This window comes from Nostoc sp. (assembly GCF_036917435.1).
Classification (GTDB): Bacteria; Cyanobacteriota; Cyanobacteriia; order Cyanobacteriales; family Nostocaceae; genus Nostoc.
The window spans coordinates 22,933-45,119 of sequence record NZ_JBALDM010000002.1 but is presented as its reverse complement, the minus strand read 5'-3'; the positions used below and the strand labels follow the sequence as shown (position 1 = coordinate 45,119).

The following is a 22,187-nucleotide window of genomic DNA, read 5'->3' as shown; positions in this document are numbered from 1 at the left end:
AAAGGAACGCAAAGTTATTCTCTGCGTTCCTCTGCCTTTCAAAAATACCACTCAAAGAAAAGCGGTGCGTTTTTAATACTCTGGAACTGAAGGATCGATTTCTCGACTCCAAGCGGTAATTCCGCCTTTGACATTTGTCCCGACAATTCCGGCTTCTTTGAGGATGGCGAGGGCTTTTGCCGATCGCCCGCCCATCTTACAATGAGCAATCAAACGGTGTCCGTTTAATATTTCCTTAACCTTAGCAACGCCATTGCCATTTTCAATGTCTGGTAAAGGCACTAATACCGAACCCGGAATCTTGGCAATGTCGTATTCATTGGGGTTGCGGACATCTAGTAGTACAAAATCCTTCGCACCACTATCCAGCAATTCCTTCAAATCTTTGACAGTCATTTCTTGACTTTCCAACTGCTGTTTTGCCTCCTCTGCCTTAGCTTGCGGAATCCCGCAGAATTCTTCGTAGTCTATCAGTTTTTCAATCACTGGGCGAATCGGGTTAGGACGCAGTTTCAACTCCCGAAATTTCATGTCTAAGGCATTGTATAACAGCAATCGTCCACTTAGGGTATTACCTTGTCCCAAAATGATTTTGACAGTTTCCGTTGCTTGGATTAAACCAATAATTCCTGGCAAAATCCCCAGTACGCCACCTTCTGCACAAGAGGGAACCATTCCTGGTGGTGGTGGTTCTGGGAAAAGGTCACGATAATTTGGCCCACCTTGGTAGTTAAATACAGTAGCTTGTCCTTCAAAGCGTAAAATTGAACCGTAGACGTTGGGCTTATTCAACAATACGCAAGCGTCGTTAACTAGATATCTAGTGGGGAAGTTATCAGTACCATCCACAACGATATCGTAAGGTTGCAAGATTTCTAGGGCGTTTTCGGAAGTTAGGCGAGTTTCGTATAAATCAACTTGACAATAGGGGTTAATCTCGTGAATGCGGTTTTTTGCCGATTCAATTTTGGGTTTACCCACCCAAGATGTTCCGTGGATGACTTGGCGTTGCAGATTGGAAGTATCGACAATATCGAAATCGACAATCCCAATGCGTCCAATACCGGCCGCCGCCAGATATAAAAGTAGTGGTGAACCTAGTCCACCTGTACCTATACACTGTACACTGGCTGCTTTCAGGCGCTTTTGTCCTTCTAGCCCTACTTCCGGTAAAATCAGATGTCGGGAGTAGCGTTCGTAATCGTCTTTGGTCAACTGGATTTCGTCCAGATTGGGGTTGAGCATAGCAGTTATGATCTGGGAGAGCGGAATATTATCCTATCGAAAAACTGTATCTTTTATAAAAATGTCTATTCGGGAAGATGAATTTTCATCCGTCGTGGCGGCGAAAACCGCTACGAGTGACTGTATTTAAACTAAACCGTTAAATTTTTGATTACCTCTGCTTGGAACTGATGACAATCGTCAAAGCTCCAACTTAGTAGTTATCCAGCTTTACCGTTTTGGACGCTAATTATTCTGGATAGGTGCTTTCGGCATGGGTGCGGATGGTTTGCAAATGTTCTTGGCTAAGTTGGATCATCTCTGCATGTGTAATTTACAATCACTGGATTTTATTTTCATCATAGCGATCGCGTGCTTCCCTTTGCATTTTTAGCATAATTTTGGGTGCGTAAGCATAGCCCGTCGTAGACATCGCATGTTGCCGTCTTTTAATTTCTGCTGTGCGTTCCCCTAAAAACTCAGCAGCCGCTTCTACAAAAAAAGGCAGGAGGAAAGAAATATTAAGTCTTCTTAGCTAAATCACTTCATGTATGCATTTGTAATTTTTGTAACTCATAGCGATTATTGCACAGCGATTAGTTCGCCGCAGGCATCACAGCACTCAAAAAGGAAAATATATTTTTTATCATTGAGCATTTTGTAAGTTTCTTGCTTTGAAAACTTCCGCTCCGGCTTGCTTGTGACTGCTGCTGTCTGCAAAATCTTTCTTAACTAGAAATTATTAAAATGTGAAGAACACACCAAGATAAGTTCTTAGCATATACATATATCGGCAACTAATGTAAAGAGTATGCAAAGATGCTTCTATAGGTATGGACATCTAAGTAAATATTCAGTATTTAGTTAATATCAGGTTATTTAAATGTTCCCTATTTTTAAGCTAGACACCCACAGGCAATAGCCCACAACAAGAGTATGAAAATCGCCTTCTCTATTAAGAGTTAACTGTTCCCTATTTCAAGACACTAGGATTTACGCATTGGCAAAAAATAAAGTACAAGGTCTGGTTTTCAGGGGTTGAAGCTCGATTTGGCGATGCTTTTTTATGATGCCCACCCACGCTATTTAATCGAGAATGATTCTAAAAAGCCTGAAATGATGATTTATTTCAGTCCACCCACACAGTCATTAATTTGTACAGTGCGTGAGATTTTGATATTTAAATTAGGCGCATACTAGTTATAAGCAAGTTAACAGAGTAGATTTTCAATAAAATTACTATCTCTAAAGGATGACATAGAAATGTGCCGAAAGTGTAACTCTCGGCAACTTATTGTGTTCTAAAACAGTACTATCTCCGGGCTGAGAAATTTCAAGTTAGTGAAAACATTTATTAAGGAAGCATAAAAGTTATGACAAATATTATTGGAACCAACTGTGATGATATTTTACTGGGCAGTAATGGTGCTGACACGATTAAGGGTAAAGCAGGTAACGACATACTGACTGGTGATGGTGGCAAGGATAAATTTATTTACAATTTGGGTGACGCTACTGACACTATCACTGATTTTGGTGGGGTAGGTAAAGGAACAAACCCCACAGCAGCAGTCATTGCCGAAGTGGATACACTGGAATTCCAGGGTGCTGGTTTTACTGCCAAAAATCTCTTGCTTACCCAGAATGGTAACAATCTGGAAATCACTTTTGATGGCGTGGCTGATAGCAAAATTATCCTAAAAAACTTCAAATTAGAAGACTTGGAGAATCTGCCTGCAACTTCTTCACAACCAGCTATTGGCAATATCCTGTTTGATGGACAAACCAGCATCACCGACAGTTTTGATGTGTTTGATGCTGATTCTACTTTAACTACCCTGTTCAATAGGAACACTATTACCTTCCTGAATGACCTCAACAACAAAATTACGGGTTTAGATAACTCACATGATGTCATTAATGGTCAAGGGGGTAATGACTACATCGATGGCAAGAGTGGCAATGACTTACTGCGAGGTGGTAGTGGTAATGATACTTTGATTGGTGGTGCTGGTAATGACACCCTCGACGGTGGTACTGGTGACGATTACTTGAATGTTGACGCTACACCAGGTAATAATCTGCTTTCTGGTGGCGATGGCAATGATTTTATCTCGGCATTAGGAGACTACGAGGGCAACGTGGTGTCTGGTAATAACACCCTCCAGGGTGGTGCTGGTAACGATACCTTGACTGCTGACAGTTCACCTGGCAATAACCTACTAGATGGTGGTAATGGCAATGATTCTCTCTCTATATCTAGTGGCTACTATGACCCTTATGTATCTGGGAATAACACCCTCAACGGCGGCGCTGGTAACGATACCTTAAGTGCTTCCTTTTCAAAAGGTGATAACTTACTGGATGGTGGCGATGACAACGATCGTCTTTCTGTCAATCTTGCCAATGGGAATAATACTCTTAATGGAGGCACAGGTGACGATTACTTGAGCGCTAACATTTCAACAGGCGATAACCTACTAGATGGTGGTGATGGCAATGATTCTCTGTTTGCCTCTAACTTCGAGGGCTACAGATTTGATAACACATCAGGTAAAAACACTCTCAATGGTAGTGGTGGTAACGATTACTTAAATGTAAACTATTCACGAGGCGATAACCTACTAGATGGTGGCGATGGAAATGACTATCTCTCCGGTTCTAGCTACGGTCATGGCTTCGGAGGAGCATTGTATAAGACTACTGGAAATAACACCCTCAACGGTGGTGAAGGTGATGATAATTTGAATGTTGACTATTCATCAGGTGATAATTTGCTGAATGGAGACAATGGCAATGATTATCTTTCCGCCTCTGGCTACGAGTACGACCAATATGGCGACTACGATAGGTATGGCGAGGAAACCTATCGCAAAACGTCAGGCAATAATACCCTCAACGGTGGCGCTGGTGCAGATAAGTTGGTTGTTGATTATTCAACAGGCAATAACTTACTCTCTGGGGGTGATGGCAATGATACTCTTTCTGCATCTAACGCATTAGGTAACAACACTTTTTATGGTGGCAATGGTAATGACATCCTTACAGGAGGGAATGGTATTGATACCTTTGCTTTCAATAGTTACAATGAAGGCGTTGATAGTATTTATGGTTTCAACGCTACTAATGAACTGATTCAGGTATCTGCTACTAATTTTGGTGGCGGTTTATCACCAGGTTCACTCTTAGATGCTCAGTTTACAATCGGGACATCTGCAACGACAAGCAATCAACGATTTATCTATGATTTTTCTACAGGTGGACTGTACTTTGACGCAGATGGCAGTGCGACTGGGTTTACTCAGGTAGAATTTGCCCAACTATCAACTGGATTGTCACTTAGCAACAATAATTTTGTGGTTGTTTAATCTTAATTAGGGATTTCCAAGAAATAAACTTAGGAGTCATGTAAAACTACACAATGTACGGGCAATCTATTTAGGCGCTCTGCGGCTACTCTGTGAGTTATCTAACGGAGTAACGGCAGGATATTGCCCCTACCTACAGAATGTGAGATGCTATTTATTAGCTAATGTCTGCGTTTGTAAATTTTGACAATCTACAATGCTCGTTGCAGAGATATCTTAGATAGATATAGCGATCGCTATATCTCCATCATCGCCCCATTCAACAAGGAAAATATGTATTTTGCATCGCTCCTTCAAACTTTTTTACTATTTTCTGCTTTCTTATTACCTAGAAACTAGAAGAGTATAAAGAATTGATAAAGCTTAGTATTTGTGTATACATTTATCCGCAAATAATGTGAAGAGTATGCAAAGACGGATATTTAAATATAGACATCTAAGTAAGATATTGAGCATGTAGTTATTTTGAGGCAATTGAGATGTTCTCTATATTCAAACTCGATATCTACGGAGAATAGCTCACAAACTAGGTATAAAAATATTTTTCCCGCTCAAAAGTTAACTGTTTCCCACTTTGAAGCTTGTAGGACTTAAGCACTGGCAAAAACCAAATATCAAAAGTGGTTTTTAGGTATTCAAGCTTGATTTTTTGATGATTGTTCACTGATTTCTACTGAACAATTATCTAGAATTCACAGCTTGATTAATTTGTATAGTGCTTAAGGCTTAGATAGTTTGAGATAGTTATACGACTTACGCACGAACAAATGTAGGTTCAATTCATGAATTGAACCTACATAAAATCAAGGTTTTCACTGTCTTTCTACTAGCTTTAAGTTAGATAATTGTTACCTAGAATCCCATTCTCTGGGTCAATTTTCGATAAATATGACTGTTTCTCAAGAGTATCAACAACCTCAAGTTTTAGTGAATTTTCGTACCCTGAAACTGCACAAGCAACAGTGTAAGAACTGAAGTTACTGAAAAAATCAATTTAGGTAGGTAAAAGTTATGGCAAGTATCATTGGAACCAACGGTAACGATACGCTATCCGGCAGTTACGGCGACACGTTGACTGGTGGAAGTGGTAACGATATTTACAACGTTAATAGCTCTGACAATTACTTTACTATTACCGATTTTGGTGGCATAGGTCAAGGAACAAATCCGACACCAGGAGTCATTGCCGAAGTGGATACCCTAATATTCCAATATCCTAGCGAAACTGCTCGAAATATGCTGCTTACCCAGAATGGTAGCAATCTGGAAATCACCTTTGAAAATAATTTTAATACTAAAGTCACCCTGCAAAACTTTACCCTGGAAAACCTGGATAACCTTAGCACATCTACAGGAGCAACTGTAGACTTGGGCAATATCGTATTTTATGGAGAAACTAGCACTACAGACAGCTTTGATGTCTTCAATGCCGACTCCACCCAAAGCACTATCTTCAACAGAAATACAGTCACCTTCCTTAACGACCTGAACAATAATGTTAGCGGTTTTGACGACTCAGATGATGTCATCAATGGTCAGGGAGGTGATGACATTATTGACGGCAAAAGTGGCAACGACACGCTGCGGGGTGGTGCAGGCAATAACCTGCTCTCTGGGGGCGATGGCAATGATTATCTTGATGTCTCTGGCAGCTACACCTACAACTACAGCACGATTGACTCCAACAGTTATTTATTATTATTCGATTCTCGCTTAACAGGCAATAACGCCCTTGATGGAGGCACAGGTAACGATACATTGAGTGCTACTGGTTCAAAAGGCGATAACCTGCTCTCTGGGGGCGATGGTAATGATTATCTTGACATCTCTGGCTATACCTCCAGTAGTTATCGCACCAGCGCCGGTAGTATATACGACTCTAGCTCATCAGGCAATAACACCCTCAACGGAGGCACAGGTAACGATAGATTGTTAGCTAGCGGTTCAAAAGGCGATAACCTGCTCTCTGGGGGCGATGGTAATGATTCTCTTGACATCTCTGGCTATACCTCAGCGAACGGTAGTAAAACCGACTATCTCTCTCACTCCTCATTAGGTAATAACACCCTCAACGGAGGCATAGGTGACGATAGATTGTTAGCTGGCGGTTCAAAAGGCGATAACCTGCTCTCTGGGGACGATGGTAATGATTATCTTGACATCTCTGGCTATACCATAAGTCGTATTCAATACGACTCTAGCTCATCAGGCAATAATACCCTCAACGGAGGCGTAGGTAACGACACATTGACTGCTAGAGGTTCAACAGGCAATAACCTGCTCTCTGGGGGCGATGGTAATGATTCTCTTGACATTTCTGGTAGCTACAGCATGTTGAGCGATCAGAGCTTTACATCAACAGGTAATAACACCCTCAAGGGAGGCTCAGGTGACGACACCTTGAGGGCTGGCGGTTCAATAGGTGATAACCTCCTTTCTGGGGGCGATGGTAATGATTATCTTGACATCTCTGGCTACTACATCACTGGCACGATCACTGGCACCAACACTAGCACGAACTACTACTTGAACATTCGCTCAACAGGTAATAACACCCTCAAAGGAGGTGCAGGTGACGATACATTGAGGGCTGGCGGTTCAGAAGGCAATAACCTGCTCTCTGGAGGCGCTGGTAATGATTATCTTGACATTTCTGGCAGCTACATCACTGGCACGGCGAACTTCGACTATCGCTCAACAGGCAATAATACCCTTGATGGTGGCAGTGGCAATGATACCCTGATAGGTGGCAATGGTAACGACATCCTCATAGGAGGGAGCGGGATTGATACCTTTATATTCAATAGTTACAACAATAAAGGTGTTGACACTATTTATGATTTCAATGCGACTAATGAACTGATTCAGGTATCAGCTACTGGTTTTGGTGGCGGTTTATCAATAGGTTCACTTTCAGCTAATCAGTTTACCATCGGCACATCTGCAACGACAGGCGATCAACGATTCATTTATGACAATTCTACAGGTGGATTGTTCTTTGACCAAGATGGCAGCGCAGGTGGTTTTACTCAGGTAAAATTTGCTCAACTATCAATTGGATTGTCACTAACCAACAACAATTTTGTGGTTGGTTAATCTTAAATTACAGATTTCCAAGAAATAAATTTAGGAGTTAGGCAAAACTATCAGTGTAGGGGCAATTCATGAATTGCCCCTACCGCGCAGGTAAAGAATGATTAATAGTGCGATCGCTTTAGACACAAGTTACTCAAAAAATCAACTTAGGTAGGCAAAATTTATGGCAAGCATCATTGGAACCAACGGTAACGATACTCTATCCCTCATTGACGGCGATACATTGATTGGTGGAGGTAGCAACGATATTTACTACCTTAACCGCCTTTACGGTAACACTCAGACTTTTACTATTACTGATTTTGGTGGCATAGGTCAAGGAACAAATCCGACACCAGGAGTAATTGCCGAAGTGGATACCCTAATATTCCACAGTGGCTTGACTGCTCAGAATCTGCTGCTTACCCAGAATGGCACCAACTTGGAAATCACCTTTGACGACTCTTACTATACTTATTCTTACTATAATCCTGAAGTCACCCTGCAAAACTTTGCCCTGGAAAACCTGGATAACCTCAGCACATCGACAGGAGCCACTGTAGACTTGGGCAATATCGTGTTTGATGGACAAACTATTACTACAGACAGCTTTGATGTCTTCAATGCTGACTCCACCCAAAGCACTATCTTCAACAAAAATACAGTCACCTTCCTTAACGACCTGAACAATAATGTTGAAGGTTTTGATGACTCAGATGATGTCATCAATGGTCAGGGAGGTGATGACATCATTGACGGCAAAAGTGGCAACGACTTGCTGCGGGGTGGTGCGGGTAATAACACCCTCTACGGAGGTGCAGGTGACGATACATTGAGTGCTAGGCGTTCAATAGGTGATAACCTGCTCTCTGGTGGCGATGGCAATGATTCTCTTGACATCTCTGGCAGGTACAACTCGAACTATGGTAAATCGGACACTCGCTCAACAGGCAATAACACCCTCAAGGGAGGCGCAGGTGATGATACCTTGAGTGCTAGCGCTTCAAAAGGCGATAATCTGCTCTCTGGTGGCGATGGCAATGATTATCTTGACATTTCTGGCTCTTACACGACGCTTTACGTCATCAATGACTCTCGCTCAACAGGCAATAACACCCTCAAGGGAGGCGCAGGTGATGATACATTGTTGGCTGGTGGTTCAAAAGGCGATAACCTGCTCTCTGGTGGCGATGGCAATGATTATCTTGACATTTCTGGCGAGTATAGGGGGTACCGTGGTGTAAGCGACTCTCGCTCAACAGGCAATAACACCCTCAAGGGAGGCGCAGGTGATGATACATTGTTAGCTGGTGGTTTAACAGGTGATAACCTCCTCTCTGGGGGCGATGGCAATGATTATCTTGACATTTCTGGCAGCGACTTCAGCCTCTACAGCACTGACTCTCGCTCAACAGGCAAGAACACCCTCAAGGGAGGTGCAGGTGACGATACATTGAGGGCTGGTGGTTCAATAGGTGATAACCTGCTCTCTGGGGGCGATGGTAATGATTATCTTGACATTTCTGGCAGCTACTCCAGCACGACCAACTTCGACTCTCGCTCAACAGGCAATAACACCCTTGATGGTGGCAGTGGCAATGATACCCTGATAGGTGGCAATGGTAACGACATCCTCATAGGAGGGAGCGGGATTGATACCTTTATATTCAATAGTTACAACAATAAAGGTGTTGACACTATTTATGATTTCAATGCGACTAATGAACTGATTCAGGTATCAGCTACTGGTTTTGGTGGCGGTTTATCAATAGGTTCACTTTCAGCTAATCAGTTTACCATCGGCACATCTGCAACGACAGGCGATCAACGATTCATTTATGACAATTCTACAGGTGGATTGTTCTTTGACCAAGATGGCAGCGCAGGTGGTTTTACTCAGGTAAAATTTGCTCAACTATCAATTGGATTGTCACTAACCAACAACAATTTTGTGGTTGGTTAATCTTAAATTACAGATTTCCAAGAAATAAATTTAGGAGTTAGGCAAAACTATCAGTGTAGGGGCAATTCATGAATTGCCCCTACCGCGCAGGTAAAGAATGATTAATAGTGCGATCGCTTTAGACACAAGTTACTCAAAAAATCAACTTAGGTAGGTAAAATTTATGGTAAGTATCATTGGAAGCAACGGTAACGATACTCTATCTGGACTTAACGGCAACATCTTGAGTGGTGGAGGTGGTAACGATATTTTTGACGACAACAATTATTCTAAGGGGGTTTACACCATTACAGATTTTGGTGGCATAGGTCAAGGAACAAATCCGACACCAGGAGTCATCGCTGAAGTGGATACCCTAATATTCCAACGCAATGGCTTGACTGCTCGAAATATGGTGCTTACCCAGAATGGCAGCAATCTGGAAATCACCTTTCAAAATAATTTTAATACTAAAGTCACCCTGCAAAACTTTACCCTGGAAAACCTGGATAACCTTAGCACATCTACAGGAGCAACTGTAGACTTGGGTAATATCGTGTTTGATGGACAAACTAGCACTACAGACAGCTTTGATGTCTTCAATGCCGACTCCACCCAAAGCACTATCTTCAACAAAAATACAGTCACCTTCCTTAACGACCTGAACAATAATGTTGAAGGCTTTGATGACTCCGATGATGTCATCAATGGTCAGGCAGGAGATGACATTATTGATGGCAAAAGTGGCAATGACTTGCTGCGGGGTGGTGCGGGTAATGATACTCTCTACGGAGGTGCAGGTGACGATACATTGAGTGATGGTTCAATAGGTGATAACCTGCTCTCTGGTGGCGATGGCAATGATTATCTTGACATCTCTGGCAACTACTCCACTGGCCAGTACTCCAGCAACACTTATGGCATCACTGACTCTCGCTCAACAGGCAATAATACTCTCTACGGAGACGCAGGTAACGATACATTGAAGGCTGGCGGTTCAAAAGGCGATAACCTGCTCTCTGGGGGCGATGGTAATGATTATCTTGACATCTCTGGCACCTCCTTCATGCGTTATGGCAGCTTTGACTCTCGCTCAACAGGCAATAACACCCTCCACGGAGGCACAGGTGACGATACATTGTTAGCTGGCGCTTCAACAGGTGATAACCTGCTCTCTGGTGGCGATGGCAATGATTATCTTGACATCTTTGGCTCTGAATTCACCACTAGCTCATCAGGCAATAACACCCTTGACGGAGGCACAGGTGACGATACATTGAGATCTGGCAATTCAACAGGTGATAACCTGCTCTCTGGGGGCAATGGCAATGATTATCTTGACATCTCTGGCAGGAAGTTCCGTTTCACTTCCGGCTTCGACTCTCGCTCAACAGGCAATAACACCCTTGACGGAGGCGCAGGTGACGATACATTGTTAGCTGGTGGTTCAAAAGGCAATAACCTGCTCTCTGGAGGTGATGGGAATGATTATCTTGACATCTCTGGCTCTGATTACTCCTACTCGAACCTCTTCTACTCTCGCTCAGAAGGCAATAACACGCTCAACGGAGGCGCAGGTGACGATACATTGAGGGCTGGCGGTTCAAAAGGCGATAACCTGCTCTCTGGTGGCGATGGTAATGATTTTCTTGACGTTTCTGGCAGCTACTCCAGCACGGGCTACTACAACTACTTAGACTCTCGCTCAACAGGCAATAACACCCTCAATGGAGGTGCAGGTGACGATACATTGAGGGCTGGCGGTTCAACAGGCAATAACCTGCTCTCTGGGGGCGATGGTAATGATTATCTTGACCTCTCTGGGAGCGACTTCAGCACAGGCAATAACACCCTTGATGGTGGCAGTGGCAATGATACCCTCATAGGTGGCAATGGTAATGACATCCTCATAGGAGGGAGCGGGATTGATACCTTTGTTTTCAATAGTTACAACAATAAAGGTGTTGACACTATTTATGATTTCAATGCGACTAATGAACTGATTCAGGTATCAGCTACTGGTTTTGGTGGCGGTTTATCAATAGGTTCACTTTCAGCTAATCAGTTTACCATCGGCACATCTGCAACGACAGGCGATCAACGATTCATTTATGACAATTCTACAGGTGGATTGTTCTTTGACCAAGATGGCAGCGCAGGTGGTTTTACTCAGGTAAAATTTGCTCAACTATCAATTGGATTGTCACTAACTAACAACAATTTTGTGGTTGGTTAATCTTGAATAATAGAGACGCGAAATTAATTTCGCGTCTCTATTAGAGTAGACATCTCCGAAAATTAAATATGCATTACCTGGAACCCTTTGTAGGGACAATTCATGAATTGTCCCTACGCCTTTTCTGGAGATGTCTAGTTGATTCAGTGCTTTGAGTTGCAGATATCGCTCAACTATCTGATCGGCAATTTGATTTGCTGGTGCATCTAGTTTAACCTACGTCATCATGGGCAAAACGATTAAATAGGAAATCTAGAGCATAATTGCGTAATTGGTAGTATTGAGGATCTTCCATGATGCGGGCGCGATCGCGGGGACGAGAAAAGGGAATTTCCATGACTTCACCAATTTTCGCGTGTGGGCCATTGGTCATCATTACCAATTTATCTGCTAAAAATAGTGCTTCGTCGATATCGTGGGTAATCATCAGCACTGTACAACGGTTATCGCCCCAAATTTTGAGTAATTCTTCTTGTAACTCTTCTTTGGTGATGGCATCCAGCGCCCCAAATGGTTCATCTAAAATTAAGACTTTGGGACGAATCGCCAAAGCACGGGCGATGGAAACCCGTTGTCTCATCCCACCGGACATCTGCATTGGTTTCTTTTCCATTGCATCAGCCAGTCCTACCATTGCTAAATGATCGCGGACGATCGCTCTTTTTTCGGCTTGTGGTTTGTTGGGATAAACGGCGTTAACAGCTAAGTAGATGTTTTCAAAAGCAGTCTGCCACGGTAGCAAGGCATAGCTTTGGAAAACAACCATCCTGTCTGGGCCTGGTTTGGTGATTGGTTCTCCTTCGAGTAACACTTCGCCGGAGGTGGGAAAGTTAAAACCGGATACCATATTTAATAGTGTCGATTTGCCACAGCCGGAGTGACCGATGAGGCAAATAAATTCGCCTTGTTCGACGTTGAGGTTAACTCCGTCGAGGACGGTGAAGGGGCCTTTTTTTGTGGGGTAGACTTTGGTAACGTCTTTAATTTCTAGAAAAGGTCGGCGGGTAGTGGTTGCTAATGGTTTTCCTATTGTGTTTGTAGCTGTAAAGTTGCGGTTTTGCATGGTATTTTAGGGGTTACAAAGCTTAAAAGTTCAAAGGCTGATTAATGGAGTTTAGGGATTCATTAGACAATTAGAATAACGAACCACAGAGACGCAGAGGACACAGAGACATGAGAGAGTTTGCATAGGGACTTCCAGGTAAAAAATATCCCAAAACTGACACAAAAATCTTCTCTATTTCTCTTCTCTCTGTGTTCTCTGTGCCTCTGTGGTTCGTTCATTTGGATAATTTATTTCCTGGAAATCCCTAAGATGTCCTACTTCTTCAACTTCCTCTTTCTGTTAACAGTTTTTCATCATGCAAGTTTTCTTCTTGGTGCATCAAGAACAACTTCCGCGATTGAAAAATCACATTTAATTTTCAAGCTGTTGAGATAGGCGATGGGATCGTCGGCGTTAAAGGGAGTACCATCGAATAGTTTGATGGGTTGGCGAATATAGCTAATATCCAAACCTAATTCTCTGGCGGCGGTGCTGAAAACACGCACTCGACATACTCGTTCAACAACTTCTACCCAATTTCTGGGGAAGGGAGTGTCACCCCAACGCGCTAATTGACTCATAATCCAAATTTGTTCGGTGCGGCTGGGGCGGTTAATGGCAGATTCAGAATAAAACTGGTGATGGGCATAGTCCCGCAATGGATGATCTAAGCTACAGACATTATTATCTGGATCTTCGAGTTGAATGTATTCTAAATCGGTACTAACATAATCTCGCCCTGCTAAAATTTGGCGAATTTCTTGGGCATTGTCGGGATTTGCACAATACTGACAAGCTTCTAATAAAGCTTTGGTTAAAGCAATGTGCGTATTTGGATAGGTTTCTGCCCAATCTTCCCGCACACCAAGAACTTTACCGGGATGTCCTAACCAAACTTCTAAGTCGGTAGCAATGGTAAAGCCGACACCTTCTACAGCAGCGCGGTAGTTCCAAGGTTCGCCGACGCAGTAACCATCAATGCTTCCGGCTTTTAAGTCTGCAACCATCTGCGCTGGGGGAATGTTCTTCATATCTACATCGCAATCTGGGTCAATTCCACCAGCCGCTAGCCAGTAACGCAGCAGCAAGTTGTGCATAGATGCGGGATGCACAACCCCCATTGTGTGCCGTTGATCGCGGGTGCAAAGCAGGTATCTTTTGAGGTCTGATAAGGTTTGCACGCCTCGGTCGTAAAAGTGTTTTGCCAAGGTGATGGCGTTACCGTTGCGAGTCATGGTAAGGGCGGTGACAACGGGCAGAGGTTTATTATTATGTCCTCCCAAAGTTAACCACATTGGCATCCCTGAAGGCATTTGAGCCGCATCCAAATAACCACCACTCATACCATCGACGATACCCCGCCAGTTACTCTCGCGCACCAGGTTAACTTCATCTAAACCATGCTTGGCAAAGAAGCCTTTTTCTTTCGCAACTGCTAAGGGGGCGCAAGCTGTCAGAGGTAAAAAGCCAATTTCTAGGTTAACTTTTTCTAATCCATGACGGGCAACATCGGCAGTTTTCCGCGCCCGAATTTTCTTAATCCGTTTCTGCTGATTGAGGAAGTAAATCATCTCACTTCGCAAGCTGTAGTAGCTAGGATGTTCTACTACTTCCATCCGCTTGCGGGGTCTGGGAATATCTACTTCTAAAATGTCACCGATTTTAGATTCGGGGCCGTTGGTTAGCATCACGATTCTGTCAGATAACAGCACCGCTTCATCAACATCATGTGTAACCATGACGGCGGTAACTTGATTTTCTTCGCAGATTTGCATCAGTTGTTCTTGCAAATTGCCGCGTGTGAGTGCATCCAATGCACCAAAGGGTTCATCTAGCAAGAGTAATTTGGGGCGAATTGCTAAGGCGCGGGCGATCGCAACTCGCTGTTTTTGTCCACCTGATAACATTCCCGGCTGTTTGTCTGCATGGGGACGTAAACCCACCATGTCAATATGTTTTTCGATAATGGCATTGCGATCGTCGGCGGGTATACCCCTCATTACCGAGTCCACAGCGAGGGCAATATTTTCTCTTACCGTCCGCCAAGGTAATAGCGAATAATTTTGGAACACCACCATTCTGTCTGGGCCAGGTTTGGTGATTCTTTGTCCTTCTAAGGTGACAAGACCCTCAGTTGGCAAATCCAAACCCGCAATCATATTTAATAGAGTGGATTTACCGCAACCGGAGTGACCAATTAAAGAAACGAATTCTCCTTTTTTAATTTGGAGGTCGATTCCTTTAAGGGCGATATATTTTCCACCACCAGTTAATTCAAAAACTTTTTCAATTTGATCGACTGCTACAAACATAATATATTTGGTATTTGGTATTTGGTATTGGGGATTGGGCATTGGGCATTGGGCATTGGGCATTGAGAATTAGGAATTGGGAATTGTAAATTAGAGATTATTTAGGATTAGGGATTAGAAAAATCTTTCTTAGTTTCCATGCCCCATGCCCCATGCCCCATGCCCCATGCCCCATGCCCAATAACTATTTTTGCTCTGCTGGTAAAATTTTGTTTTGAAGCCAACCCATCATTTTATCTAGCACTAAGCCGACAATGCCGATATAAATTAGAGCTAAAATTACTTCGCTGACGTTGTTATTTTGATAGGCATCCCAGATAAAGAAGCCGATTCCGACAATACCGGACATGACGATTTCGGCGGCGATAATCGCTAACCAAGCTAAACCAATCGCAATTCTCAACCCTGTAAAGATGTAGGGTAATGCCGCCGGAATCAAAATATTAATGAAATAGTCTTTGCGGCTAAGTTGCAGAACTTTGGCGACGTTGTTGTAATCTTGGGGAATTTGGGTAACGCCGACAGCAGTGTTAATTAAAATCGGCCAAATGGCGGTGATGAAAATTACAAATAAGGCGGCTGGTTCGTTTTGTCGTAAAGCTGCTAAAGAAATCGGAACCCAAGCTAGAGGTGGTACAGTCCGCAGTAATTGAAAGATGGGGTCTAAAGCTTTGGACATGGTTTTATTGACACCAATCAAAACGCCCAAGCCAATACCAACGATCGCAGCTAGGGTATAACTGATTGCAACCCGTTTCAGACTGGCGAGAATCTGCCAAAATAGACCTTTATCAAGGCCACCCCGGTCATAAAAGGGCCAGAAAATGAGAATCCAAGTATCTTGAACAACCTGTATTGGCCCTGGTAATGTGGCTCCTGGAGTCCATGCAAATAGTTGCCAAATAGTCAAGAAGATTGCGATCGCGATCGCTGGTGGTATCAATTCAGGAAATTGCTTTTGCAGACCCGATATAAAGCTATTACTAAATCTAGGGCTTGCAGGGCGTTTTTGGGCTATTGTCATGATGCTGTATTCTCCTGAAATTTTACTTGTTTGTCATTTGTCAGTTGTCATTTGTCCTTACTCATTTGTTTTTGACCAATGACTAAATCGTGACCTTTTTGATTTTGAGACTCTTCAAATATTCTTCTGGCTTTTCGGGGTCAAATTTGATGCCATCAAAAAATTCTTCTACACCACGGGATGTATTTGTAGGAATATCAGCAGTAGCAATCCCAGCTTCTTTGGCAGCTTCTTTCCAAATATCTTCACGGTTCACTCTGTTAATCAGTTCCTTGGCTTTAGCAGCATTATTGGCAATATAATCTTTTGGTAAAAATCCCCAGCGAACGTTTTCAACTATGAACCATAAATCGTGACTCTTATATGGATAGGAAACACTACCTTTTTCGTCTTTCCAGTAGTAAGCTGCCATTGATTTATCGTCAATTTTCCGACCATCACCCATGTCATACTTCCCTTGGTATGGATCGGCTAATATTTCCGGTGAAGAAAGATTGAAATAATTTCGTCCAGCGAGAATTTTAGCCGCTTCTTTGCGATTATCAAAATTATCTAGCCACTGCTGCGCTTCCATAATTCCTTTTAAAATTGCTTTGGTAGCCTTGGGATTTTTATCAACCCAGTCGCCTCTGATGGCAAGGTATTCTTCAGGATGATTTTTCCAAATTTCTGCGGTTAATGCTGCTACATAGCCAATTTTGTCTTGTACCAATCGATATGGCCAGGGGTCGCCTGTACTAAAGGCATCCATTGTTCCTGTTTTCATGTTGGCTACAGTTTGCGCCGCAGGGACTGTGAGCAATTTGACATCTGAATCTGGATCTAAGCCACCTGCTGCTAACCAGTAGCGAATCCACAAATCTTGGTTGACGTGGGGAAAGGTAAATGCGGCGGTGAAGGGGGTTGAAGATTTTAATTCCTTAAATAAAGACTTAGCGCCAGCGAGTTGTAAACTAATACCTTTGCCTTGGTGCTTGTTTGCGATCGCAATTCCATTTCCATGTGTAATCAATTGACACAAGACATACATAGGGATTTTTTGATTTCCCTTGGTAATTAAACCTTCTGAAATTAAATGTGGCATTGGCATCTGCCATTGACCACCATCTATACCACCACCCGCAGAACCAATTTCTACGTTGTCTCTGGCTGCACCCCAAGAAGCTTGTTTAGAAAGACCAACATCAGTCATCCCATACTTTGCAAAAAAGCCTTTTTCTTTAGCAATAATTAAAGGAGCCGCTTCTACAATGGGTATATATCCCAACTTCACTGTAGTAGTTTCTGGTGTTTGTTCGGGAGTAATATTAGCCACCGACTGAGCAGTTGGTTGTGCTTGAGTGTTTCCACTGGTCAGGTTTTCAGGGGGATTGCCCAAACAGCCTTTAAGGAATACAGCACTCGCAGATACTCCGCCTGTAATTATAAATTTCCGACGGGAAATTTGATTAAAAAATTCTGTCATAATATCTCCTTGGAAGCTAAATTTTACTTTTATAGCTATGACAATTTAGGCAAGAAAAACGTTGTGTTTCTTGCATTGTCTAATAATTAATCAAGCTATCATTGGCAAAGCAAATGCAGCCATTTCATCAATGACGCGGCTACCTATATAAAAACTCGGTTTATTTATTGGCTCTGCTCTAGTGTGACGCAGAGGCATCATTCACCTTGTTGAAATCAGTTTACAGCCTTTGATGCCTAATTAGTTAACTCGAAGTCTCAAATTATTAAACAAATATTAGATTGGATGTATAAGGAAAAATTTATCTATTTTTATTAAGCTATAGGAATAATTTCTAATATATAAGCTCTCGTTTATGGAAACTATTATACTTAGATTATGATTTTCTGTTTTTGGTTCTTTTTTAACTGAATTTTAGTCGAATTTTGTCATGTATAAGTTTTTATTTATAATTACTATAATATTGACATTATGATTTAGGAACGCACAGTAACCAGAGCAATGTATTTGTATCAACTTGAAGAGAAAATGGTATTAAGGACTTCCAAACAAAAAAATAACAATGAAATTACCTTATATTAAGCATCGACTCAGCACTCAGCACTCAGCACTCTTCATTGGTTGGTAGCTTGCTCTATCTCGTTGGCACTATTCTGGTGACGCTGCCTTCAATGTGCCTTTGAATGATGCCCTAGCGATCGCCAAACCAGATAGTGCTGAGGGTGCAAATCTATGGGCTAGATTATCTAACCAACTGAACGCTATGGAACCATGTTCGGACAATCGCAGCGTTTTGAGCAGCAGCATTACTGACATCTCGCTCTGTAAGCAAAGGGGGTAAGCGAGGAATGTATTGCTTTTAGACAAGTTTTTTAATATGCGGAATGACTCAAGTACGGTTACACTACCGACAGAATAATCACTGTTGCTGGAATACCAAGGGATGTATAAAAATCTTAAAAGATTTACTGCTATTTTTTTGTTGGTTTTTCTGTTGATTGTTTCTATCAACTTTGTAGTCATTGCTCAAGATAGTTCAGATGGCCCTGCTGTAAACTTGGCATCGCGTCAGATATGTTCAGTGCCTCCTAGTCTGAAAACTCAACAAGTCATTGCCGACAATGGACGTAACCAAGTTAAAATGGGCGATCGCATCAGGATAAGAGTTGAAGGATTATCAGCAGCTACTAGAAATATAACGGCTAATACCACCAATCCGTTTGATCCTCGGCAATTAGTATTGTATTTAGATGGCTATGAACTAGAAGATATCCACGGAGAACCAGTCATTGTGATGGTTCCAGGTAAAGATCAACAGAAAATTGTTGATGATAATTGGTTAGCCTTTCGACTTGAACGTGCAGACTCGTCGCAAACTGCATGGAATGCCCTTCTTGGGAGAGCAAATAGATACAGTATTAACGTGATAGCGGGAGTAGGCTGTCCCAAAAAGCTGGCGATTCCAGTGAGCAATCCTCTATCACCTCCTCAATTAAAAATAGTTCTGTTTTCGTGGCGATTTTGGCTGTGTCTGTTTCTAATTGTGGCTATTGTATTAATATTCATTAGGTATTGCCGAAACACTCTTCGTAGCCCTGGAATAGAAGGGGTTTATTCTCAAAGAGAGGTAATTGGTGGCCAGGAACTGTTGATTGCAGAAAAGGTTAATCTTGATAAAGAAAATCGTAAAAGCCGAATTGCTCAATTTTTCCTTGGTAGAAAGAAATTAAACAGAAATCCCTTCAGTCTATCGATATCTCAACTTGCTTTTTGGACATTTCTAATTTTTGGTTCTTACCTGATTATCTACGGCATAACAGGAGATTATACCAATGTTTTGACAAGTCAATCACTAGTTTTATTAGGAATTAACTCTGTAACTGCATTTGGTACTTCATTAATTGATGGACAGGGTGATGAAAAAAAGCGAAAAGGTAGTCAACGCCTTTCTGAGGGATTTTTCTATGATATATTATCTGATATTAATGGAGTCAACTTTCATCGTTTCCAAACATTTATTTGGACAGTTGCGATTGGACTATTCTTTGTTTGGGAGGTAATTAAAAACCTGGCAATGCCAGAATTTGATGAAACACTTCTGACACTACAAGGAATCAGTGCTGCTACATATCTAGGACTTAGAGGACAGGAACAGCACGGGATGACAAAAAGCGTGGAATCTACATCCCAAGAAGATAGCACATCTGAACAACCACTTCCAACAGAAGAAGACAATCCACCGGAAATTAAAAAGTAATATTAATTACGTAAAGCCTGCGGCATAGCTTCGCTTAACGCGGAGCGTGCCGGAGGCTCTATTACGAATTACCAATTATTCGGTTAGCCTTTGAGGAATGAAAGCAGGTCGGCATTGAAGACCACTCAACTGCTTTGAGTTAAACTGCAACTTAGCTTTCTATTGCTATGTCTTCAATAACCGATTAATGCTGCAAGGACTTACGCAAAAAATAGTCCAAACTTTGATTTTCTGTAGGGGCAATTCATGAATTGCCCCTACAGCGTCGGTTATTTGCTATCAAAGAATGATTGACAAAAGCTTGAAACGACCTATCTGCCTTGATACACAACATAATTCTTTTGTGAAGTGCGTAAGTCCTATTTTCATTACTAGCTTGACAGACTAGTAATGGGAGCAATCCATCTTCTCGTACCTTTACCCCCTGCCCCTTACCTCCTTTAGAAAGTTATAATCTAGACGGAAATATGGTAGAGATAAGTTTGACAAAACATCAAGTTTATGGGAATTCATCTGTGGACAAAAAACTAGTTATTCTGGTTGTCGATGACCATCAATTAATATTGACTGGTACTCTCGATGTCTTAAGTCGTCAGTATCCCGAAGCATCTATTATTAAGGCTCAGAGTCGGAAGGAGACACTTTCTCAATTTCAAGATCGCCAGTTTGATCTGATTGTGATGGATTTATCAATTCCCGATCGGCAAGGGGAGACAGCAGAAATTGATACCGGAATTAAGCTGTTGCAAGCTTTGCTCCAAGAATATCCCAATTATAATTTTATGGTGCAAACTAGCTATGTGAAGGCGCTAATCCGCATCAAACATGAGATTGATAATCATCAAGGGGGGTTTGCGATCGCAAATTCACGAACGGCAAAACACCATTCAACACACTTTTTCTGTAATTCATAATGGGCCTTTGCAAACTCTTGCTTATGCGTTAAAGCACATGCGGGCTAAAGATATCCCTTATGAACACTTGCTGGGACAATTTGAAAAGCTGGATTGTGAAATTAGAGAAATTGGCGAATTCCTCAAACTCGAAGCATTAACTACAGAGGAAAGTTTGCGTTTAGGTAGCGGGTTAATTATTGAATTGAATCGATCGCTTCACGATTTGTTATATGAAGTTTATTCGAGTACCTTAGAACGTAAAGACTTTGAAAATTTTAAAACATTAAAAGTAAAAATTCGCAATTTTGATCCAATTGATAATAAGTATTTAAGCGTGGAAGATAAACGGGGAATTTGTCTGTTCTTAGAAGAAGCGTTGTGTAATGTTGGTAAACATGCTCAAGGAGTCAAGCGTGTAGAAGCATCAGGTATTCATAGTTTAAATAAATATAAATTGTCGGTGAAAGATAATGGTTTGGGAGTTACATCAAAATTAGAAAATAAAGGCACAAAGGATTCTAAAATACTTGCTCAACAACTAAAAGGAGAGTTTCGACGCGAATCACTTTCTCCTCGCGGGACTATCTGCGAACTTAGTTGGAAACTTCAGAAAGAATGGCTCTATCGGCTCTTTCCTGAAACATAATATAAAATTCATACAGGATAATTTAGGAGTCAGAATAGGCTATGCCCCGCTACGCTCTCCTTCGGCTAGAAGCACGAAGGATTCTAAACTGATGTTGCTACGGGGTCTAAAAGACCTGCTCCGCAACGTTAACTAATCAAAAAAAATCAATTAGTTTGGTACTGTCAAAATACCCTACCCACCTCGACTAGATTTAACCCCAGTTGTATGGCTACTTTTGTAATTTAAATCTTGACCGAACAAGGCAAAAGTAAAAAGTAAAAAGGCAAAAGAAATATTGAATTTATCTTTCTTTTTACTTTTTACTTTTATCTTTTTACTTGTTTATACGTCCTTAATCATTTCCCCTGAATTTATTTATGGGGATTATCTTTTTACTTTTTACTTTTTACTTCTTAAGTATCCTTCTTTTAAAGATGGGTTGTTCGTAAAGATTGTACTTCCATTTTACCATAAAGATTGAAGGGTAAATCAGACAGCTAGCTTTCATCCCCCGGCTAGAAGCCGGAAGTTCTCAGCATATTATTGATAGAATTGTCAGAAACCCAGTTTTCTCATTATCTATATCTGACTGACAATCCCCATTTAGTTACTATATAGCCTTGCAATTCTATTCCAAGGCTAGGGCGTTTATTAAGGGTACAGCGAGAACAAGACTAACCCACACTCTAATTGATCGCATCACCGAACAAGGCAA

General features: G+C 41.9%; 12 protein-coding genes and 1 pseudogene. 7 read left to right on the top strand and 6 right to left on the bottom strand.

Translation table 11 applies throughout. The annotated features are described in order from the left end of the window. Nucleotides 1-72: 72 nt before the first annotated feature. A complete protein-coding gene (gene moeB, locus V7K98_RS01530; RefSeq protein WP_335018919.1) occupies nucleotides 73-1,245 on the bottom strand; it encodes a molybdopterin-synthase adenylyltransferase MoeB in 1,173 nt (390 codons plus the stop codon). Between the two features lie 1,352 nt (nucleotides 1,246-2,597). Here moeB and V7K98_RS01525 point away from each other — a divergent pair. From V7K98_RS01525 to V7K98_RS01510, 4 genes and pseudogenes are all read left to right on the top strand, one after another. Then, nucleotides 2,598-4,592: pseudogene (locus V7K98_RS01525) on the top strand (beta strand repeat-containing protein); the annotation flags it as partial. A 1,011-nt stretch (nucleotides 4,593-5,603) separates the two neighbouring features. Continuing rightward, complete coding sequence (locus V7K98_RS01520; RefSeq protein ID WP_335018915.1) at nucleotides 5,604-7,688, top strand: beta strand repeat-containing protein; 2,085 nt, start codon at nucleotides 5,604-5,606, stop codon at nucleotides 7,686-7,688. A 163-nt stretch (nucleotides 7,689-7,851) separates the two neighbouring features. Beyond that, entirely contained in the window at nucleotides 7,852-9,630 is a 1,779-nt protein-coding gene (locus V7K98_RS01515) for a beta strand repeat-containing protein (RefSeq protein WP_335018913.1), read from the top strand. 163 nt (nucleotides 9,631-9,793) lie between these two features. Further along, entirely contained in the window at nucleotides 9,794-11,845 is a 2,052-nt protein-coding gene (locus V7K98_RS01510; RefSeq protein ID WP_335018911.1) for a beta strand repeat-containing protein, read from the top strand. A 211-nt stretch (nucleotides 11,846-12,056) separates the two neighbouring features. On the opposite strand, the gene V7K98_RS01505 is transcribed toward V7K98_RS01510, so the two are convergent. The 5 genes from V7K98_RS01505 to V7K98_RS01485 all read right to left on the bottom strand — a co-directional run bounded on the left by V7K98_RS01505 (nucleotide 12,057) and on the right by V7K98_RS01485 (nucleotide 18,498). Further along, nucleotides 12,057-12,908 carry a nitrate ABC transporter ATP-binding protein gene (locus V7K98_RS01505; protein ID WP_335018909.1) on the bottom strand — a complete coding sequence of 284 codons (852 nt, stop codon included), beginning with the start codon at nucleotides 12,906-12,908 and terminating at the stop codon, nucleotides 12,057-12,059. 296 nt (nucleotides 12,909-13,204) lie between these two features. Next, the gene (locus V7K98_RS01500; protein WP_335019053.1) at nucleotides 13,205-15,202 is read right to left on the bottom strand and encodes an ABC transporter ATP-binding/substrate-binding protein; all 1,998 of its coding nucleotides are present in this window, start codon (nucleotides 15,200-15,202) and stop codon (nucleotides 13,205-13,207) included. 184 nt (nucleotides 15,203-15,386) lie between these two features. Then, a complete protein-coding gene (gene ntrB, locus V7K98_RS01495; RefSeq protein ID WP_335018907.1) occupies nucleotides 15,387-16,226 on the bottom strand; it encodes a nitrate ABC transporter permease in 840 nt (279 codons plus the stop codon). Nucleotides 16,227-16,308: 82 nt separating this feature from the next. After that, nucleotides 16,309-17,691 carry a CmpA/NrtA family ABC transporter substrate-binding protein gene (locus tag V7K98_RS01490; protein ID WP_335018905.1) on the bottom strand — a complete coding sequence of 461 codons (1,383 nt, stop codon included), beginning with the start codon at nucleotides 17,689-17,691 and terminating at the stop codon, nucleotides 16,309-16,311. 648 nt (nucleotides 17,692-18,339) lie between these two features. Next, nucleotides 18,340-18,498 (bottom strand): hypothetical protein, encoded by a 159-nt coding sequence (locus V7K98_RS01485; protein ID WP_335018903.1) that lies wholly within the window; start codon nucleotides 18,496-18,498, stop codon nucleotides 18,340-18,342. Between the two features lie 187 nt (nucleotides 18,499-18,685). On the opposite strand from V7K98_RS01485, the gene V7K98_RS01480 reads away from it, so the two are divergent. The 3 genes from V7K98_RS01480 to V7K98_RS01470 all read left to right on the top strand — a co-directional run bounded on the left by V7K98_RS01480 (nucleotide 18,686) and on the right by V7K98_RS01470 (nucleotide 21,490). Next, entirely contained in the window at nucleotides 18,686-19,948 is a 1,263-nt protein-coding gene (locus V7K98_RS01480; RefSeq protein WP_335018901.1) for a hypothetical protein, read from the top strand. Nucleotides 19,949-20,463: 515 nt separating this feature from the next. Then, nucleotides 20,464-20,862: a response regulator gene (locus V7K98_RS01475; protein WP_335018899.1), complete on the top strand. Its 399-nt coding sequence runs from the start codon at nucleotides 20,464-20,466 to the stop codon at nucleotides 20,860-20,862. Beyond that, the gene (locus V7K98_RS01470; RefSeq protein WP_335018897.1) at nucleotides 20,774-21,490 is read left to right on the top strand and encodes a hypothetical protein; all 717 of its coding nucleotides are present in this window, start codon (nucleotides 20,774-20,776) and stop codon (nucleotides 21,488-21,490) included. The genes V7K98_RS01475 and V7K98_RS01470 overlap by 89 nt, the downstream gene beginning before the upstream one ends. Nucleotides 21,491-22,187 lie beyond the last annotated feature (697 nt).

Coding starts and splice junctions, on each gene's coding strand:
- moeB (WP_335018919.1), bottom strand. CDS start 1,245: ATGCTCAACCCCAATCTGGACGAAATCCAGTTGACCAAAGACGATTAC.
- V7K98_RS01520 (WP_335018915.1), top strand. CDS start 5,604: ATGGCAAGTATCATTGGAACCAACGGTAACGATACGCTATCCGGCAGT.
- V7K98_RS01515 (WP_335018913.1), top strand. CDS start 7,852: ATGGCAAGCATCATTGGAACCAACGGTAACGATACTCTATCCCTCATT.
- V7K98_RS01510 (WP_335018911.1), top strand. CDS start 9,794: ATGGTAAGTATCATTGGAAGCAACGGTAACGATACTCTATCTGGACTT.
- V7K98_RS01505 (WP_335018909.1), bottom strand. CDS start 12,908: ATGCAAAACCGCAACTTTACAGCTACAAACACAATAGGAAAACCATTA.
- V7K98_RS01500 (WP_335019053.1), bottom strand. CDS start 15,202: ATGTTTGTAGCAGTCGATCAAATTGAAAAAGTTTTTGAATTAACTGGT.
- ntrB (WP_335018907.1), bottom strand. CDS start 16,226: ATGACAATAGCCCAAAAACGCCCTGCAAGCCCTAGATTTAGTAATAGC.
- V7K98_RS01490 (WP_335018905.1), bottom strand. CDS start 17,691: ATGACAGAATTTTTTAATCAAATTTCCCGTCGGAAATTTATAATTACA.
- V7K98_RS01485 (WP_335018903.1), bottom strand. CDS start 18,498: ATGCTGCTGCTCAAAACGCTGCGATTGTCCGAACATGGTTCCATAGCG.
- V7K98_RS01470 (WP_335018897.1), top strand. CDS start 20,774: ATGAGATTGATAATCATCAAGGGGGGTTTGCGATCGCAAATTCACGAA.